The organism is Luteitalea sp., assembly GCF_044337415.1.
Classification (GTDB): Bacteria; Acidobacteriota; Vicinamibacteria; order Vicinamibacterales; family Vicinamibacteraceae; genus Luteitalea.
On record NZ_JBIINP010000277.1, the window covers coordinates 1 to 4,541 of the forward strand.

6 protein-coding genes are annotated in these 4,541 nt (G+C 70.2%); 2 read left to right on the plus strand and 4 right to left on the minus strand.

Annotated features, from left to right (window positions below; all coding sequences use genetic code 11):
• The coding region (locus ACIRDX_RS20780) for a DUF4127 family protein (protein ID WP_396627348.1) at window positions 1-293 on the minus strand (293 nt) is incomplete at its 3' end.
• A gap of 301 nt (window positions 294-594) precedes the next feature.
• Here ACIRDX_RS20780 and ACIRDX_RS20785 point away from each other — a divergent pair.
• Window positions 595-1,461 carry an NAD(P)-dependent oxidoreductase gene (locus tag ACIRDX_RS20785; protein ID WP_396627349.1) on the plus strand — a complete coding sequence of 289 codons (867 nt, stop codon included), beginning with the start codon at window positions 595-597 and terminating at the stop codon, window positions 1,459-1,461.
• Window positions 1,462-1,700: 239 nt separating this feature from the next.
• Here the strand turns inward: ACIRDX_RS20785 and ACIRDX_RS20790 are convergent, their stop codons facing one another.
• Window positions 1,701-2,135, minus strand: coding sequence for a TA system VapC family ribonuclease toxin (locus ACIRDX_RS20790; protein ID WP_396627350.1), 435 nt, complete (start codon window positions 2,133-2,135; stop codon window positions 1,701-1,703).
• Entirely contained in the window at window positions 2,132-2,398 is a 267-nt protein-coding gene (locus tag ACIRDX_RS20795) for a ribbon-helix-helix protein, CopG family (RefSeq protein WP_396627351.1), read from the minus strand. The genes ACIRDX_RS20790 and ACIRDX_RS20795 overlap by 4 nt, the downstream gene beginning before the upstream one ends.
• Window positions 2,399-2,666: 268 nt before the next feature.
• Between ACIRDX_RS20795 and ACIRDX_RS20800 the strand changes: the two genes are divergently transcribed.
• Window positions 2,667-3,785: a lytic transglycosylase domain-containing protein gene (locus tag ACIRDX_RS20800; RefSeq protein WP_396627352.1), complete on the plus strand. Its 1,119-nt coding sequence runs from the start codon at window positions 2,667-2,669 to the stop codon at window positions 3,783-3,785.
• A 172-nt stretch (window positions 3,786-3,957) separates the two neighbouring features.
• Here the strand turns inward: ACIRDX_RS20800 and ACIRDX_RS20805 are convergent, their stop codons facing one another.
• Window positions 3,958-4,446, minus strand: coding sequence for a peroxiredoxin (locus ACIRDX_RS20805; protein WP_396627353.1), 489 nt, complete (start codon window positions 4,444-4,446; stop codon window positions 3,958-3,960).
• Window positions 4,447-4,541: the final 95 nt, after the last annotated feature.

Genomic DNA, 4,541 nt, shown 5'->3' on the forward strand with positions numbered 1-4,541 from the left:
TCGACGCGCGACCAGTCCTGCGCGCGCAGCCAGGCGGCGATGGCGGTGGTGTTCCCGGGGGTCGTGAAGCGGCCGAGCGTGTCGAGCGGCGGCGCGACGACCTCGGCGTGCGCGAGCGGCGCCATCATCTGCGGGTACTGCAGGCAGACCGGGCGGTCATCGAGCGGGACCAGCACGATCCGCAGCCGCTTCGGCAGGGCCGGAGGCGCAGCCTGCTGCGCCGCGCACGGCCAGGCCCACAGCAGCAGTGCGAGCAGCCACACCAGGCCATGCATGCGCGATCGCGGCGACATCAGCGGGATTGTACAAGCCTGGGGGCTGGGGGCTGGGGGCTTGGGGCTGGGGGCTTGGGGCTTGGGGCTTGGGGCTCAGGGCATCGTCACGGCTCACGGCTCAAGGCTCAGGGCTCAGGGCTGGGGGCTTGGGGCTCAGGGCTCAGGGCTCAGGGCTCAGGGCTCAGAGCGCATGCCGTCAACTGCCGACTGCCGACCGCGGAGGATGCCTGCCCCCGCTACCCGCTACCCGATTCCCGCTGCCCGATTCCCGTACCCGGTACCCGGTACCCCGTACCCGGCCCTTGATACCATCCCGCCCATGCGTATCGCCTTCCTCGGTCTCGGCATCATGGGCGGCCCCATGGCGGGGCATCTTCTCCGCGCCGGGCACGACGTCATCGTCTTCAATCGCACCGCCTCGAGAGCCGACGCCTGGGTCGCCGAGTACGGTGGACGCGCCGCGGCGACTCCGCGCGAGGCTGCGGCCGACTGCGACGTCGTGTGTGCCTGCGTCGGCGCCGACCACGACGTGCGCGAGGTGACCATCGGCCCTGACGGCGCGTTCCAGAGCATGAAGCCTGGCGCCATCTTCGTGGACCACACCACGGCCTCGGCCGCCGTCGCACGCGAGCTGCACGCGGACGCGGAGGCGCGCGGGCTGCACTTCATCGACGCACCGGTCTCTGGCGGACAGGCGGGTGCGCAGAAGGGCCAGCTCAGCGTGATGTGCGGCGGCGATGCGGAGCCCTTCGCCACGGTCGAGCCGGTGCTGAAGGCCTACGGCAAGATGGTGGCACGCATCGGCGACAGCGGCGCCGGTCAGCTCTGCAAGATGGTCAACCAGTTGTGCATCGCCGGCCTCGTGCAGGGGCTCGCCGAAGCCCTCCACTTCGCGCAGAAGGCCGACCTGGATGTGCCCGCCGTGATGTCGGTGATCTCCAAGGGTGCGGCGCAGTCGTGGCAGATGGAGAACCGCTGGCAGACGATGGTCGACGGAAAGTTCGACTTCGGCTTCGCGGTGGACTGGATGCGCAAGGACCTCGGCATCGTGATGGACGAGGCACGCCGCAACGGCGCGCGCCTGCCCGTCGCCGCGCTCGTCGACCAGTTCTACGCGCAGGTCCAGGCCCGCGGCGGCAACCGCTGGGACACGTCGAGCCTCATCGCGTTGTTGGACGACAAGTAGAGCCGGGTACCGGGTACCGGGTACGGGGTGCCGGGTACGACAGCCGGCAGTCGGCAGTGGACGGCATGCTCTCTGATCTCTGACCAGACGCACCGATCGGCTCGCGCATGCGCGGCGGCGGCAGGCACCCGCGTCACGACCCTGACGTGGAGTTCGTCGTGCTCGCCGGCAGCGAGGGCGATGGCCAGGGCACCCAGCCCTGGCCGGGCCTGACCAGCGATGACCTTGATGCTGCGTGGTCAGCCCCGCAGTGGATTCTCCAAGCGCAGGCCCGCGAACCGCGTGAAGTCGGCATCGCTCGACACGAGCACGGCGTCATGGCTCAGCGCCAGCGCCGCGAGGTGTGCATCGGTCGTGAGGTTGCCCGCGGTGCCGCTCGCGGCCAGCAGCGCGCGCAGGGTCGCCCAGTGGTCGTCCTTCTCCCGCACGACGCGGACGGTGTCGCGGCCGAGCCACGCATCGACCCTGGCCAGAGCCACGGCGGGCGACATGGGCTTCGGGAACACGCGGCCATTGGTGGCCAGCCTGAGGAAACCCAGCACCACGACCCACGGCAGCCCAACGACGACATCCTGGTCGTTGAGCGTGTCCTCCCACCAGGCCCGGGCAAGACGGTGCCCCGGCGCCGCCGAATTGACGGCGTACAGCAGGATGTTGAGGTCGACGATCTTCAACGGCGTGCCGCCAGCTCGCGCACCACCTCGTCGTCCTCGAGTGCCGCGGCAGCAGCGAGCGCCTTGTCGAGTGGTAGCCGCGGCGCCCCCATGGCCTGCACACGTTCGCGATAGCGCCGCGGGGGCCGCGCCCGCGAGCGGCCGGCATCGAGGCCAGCCTTGAGCGCGCGATTGATCAGGCGGGTGAGGCTGACCTTCTCGACGCGCGACTGCGCCTTCAGCCGCTCGACCAGCTCATCATCGAGTCGCACGGTGGTCCGCATGGCGACATCGTAGCACCGACATGAGTGATGCCATGGCATCACGATCACGCGTGGCCCCCTCGTCGTCGCGGCCCTGACGCGCGGCTCTCTCTGAACCTTCGGCAGTCGGCAGTCGGCAGTCGGCAGTCGGCAGTCGGCAGTCGGCAGTGAACAGCATGCTCTCTGAGCCTTGAGCCGTAAGCCGTGAGCCCTGTGCCCTGAGCCTTCCTCCTGTCCTTGGACTAGCCCCCGGCAGCCATGAGGCATGACCCATGAGGCATGAGGCATCATGGTCACGATGCCCATGTCGCTGCGCGGCGCGGCCCTCGCCGCGTTGCTGCTCTGTTCATCCGCCGCGCTCGTCGCGCAGGCGCCGGTTCCGGCCTCATCTGCGCCCGCCGCCGCGGCGCCGGTGCTGCCGCCCTTCCCCGAGTGGCTGCAGGCCGTCCGCGAGGAAGCCCTGGCGCGCGGCGTGACGCCGGCCACCATCGAGTCGGCGCTGCGCGACATCACGCCCGTCGAGCAGATCCTGAGTCGCGACCGCAGCCAGGCCGAGTTCAAGGAGACGCTCACCGAGTACCTCGAGCGTCGCATCGGCGTGCCGACGATCCGTCTCGGGCGCACGCAGCGCGACACGCACGCGACGCTGCTCGCGAAGGTACAGGACGCCTACAAGGTCCCGCCGCACGTGCTGGTGGCAATCTGGGGGCTGGAGTCCAACTTCGGGCGCTTCAGCGGCGTGCGGCCGATCATGCCGACGCTGGCCACCCTCGCCTACGACAACCGCCGCAGCGCGATGTTCCGCGGCCAGCTGTTCGACGCGCTCGCCATCCTCGACGCCGGCCACATCGACCTGCCACGCCTGAAGGGCTCCTGGGCGGGCGCGATGGGCCAACCGCAGTTCATGCCATCCAGCTATCGCAAGTACGCCGTCGATTTCGACGGCGATGGCCGCCGCGACATCTGGGCGTCGCAGGCCGACGTGTTCGGGTCGATCGGGAACTACCTCGCGACCAACGGGTGGGTCGCCGGCCAGGCGTGGGGCCGCGCCGTCAAGCTGCCGGCCTCGACGACGGCCCTCGAGGCCGCCGCGCCGCTGCGCACGGACGGCTGCCGTGCGGCCCGCGAGATGACCGAGCGTCGATCGCTCTCGGAGTGGCAGACCCTCGGCGTGCGCGCCGCGGATGGCGCCGACCTGCCCAAGGCGGACATGGTCGCGTCGCTCTTCCGCAGCGACGGCGCGAGCTACCTCGTGTACCAGAACTACGAGGTGTTCCTCAGCTACAACTGCGCCCACGCCTACGCGATGGCCGTCGCGCGGCTCTCCGATCGCATCGCCGACACCGACCCGCTGCCGGAACCAGCGAAGAAGAAGCCCGCGAAGAAGAAGTCGAAGAAACGCAAATAGGCGACAGGCTGCAGCCTGCAGGCCACGATGGTAGGGCCCGTTGTCCCAACGCGGCCCAGACGGCACGGGCCGGGCTGGGACAGCCGGCCCGACCTTCCTCGCGCGAACGCGTGCCCGTCGGAGCCAGGCCCGCCCGGATGATGTTCTGAGCCTTGAGCCCTGAGTCCTGAGCCTATTTGGCCAGCCCGCAGATCGCGCCGGCCGACGACAGTTCCGCCAGCCAGGGCTTCTCCTCGATGCGGATGTCGGTCACCACGCCGTCGTCGACGATGGCGGCGTAGCGCTGGGAGCGCATGCCTTCGCCGACGACGCGGGCGTCGAGCTCCATGCCGGCGGCCTTCGTGAACTCGAGGTTGCCGTCAGACAGCATCAGCACCTTGCCCGTCGCGCCGTTCTGCTCCGCCCACGCGCCGAGTACCCACGCGTCGTTGGTCGAGACGCACGCGATGATGTCCACGCCGCCGGCCTTGATGGCGTCGTGGTTGCGCACGTAGCCCGGCAGGTGCACCTGGCTGCAGGTCGGCGAGAACGCCGCCGGCACCGCAAACAGCACCACCTTCTTGCCGGCGAACACGTCGGCCGTGGAAAGCGTCAGCGGCCCTTCGGGCGCGGGGGTCCGGAACGTCGCGTTGGGCAGGCGGTCACCAATCTTCAGAGGCATGCCCTTCGAGTCTACCGCAGCGCCTCGGCCTGCTTCTCGATGTCGCCCAGTTCGGCCCGCAGGTCGTCGAGCCGCAGCACGGCGTCGCGGCCGGG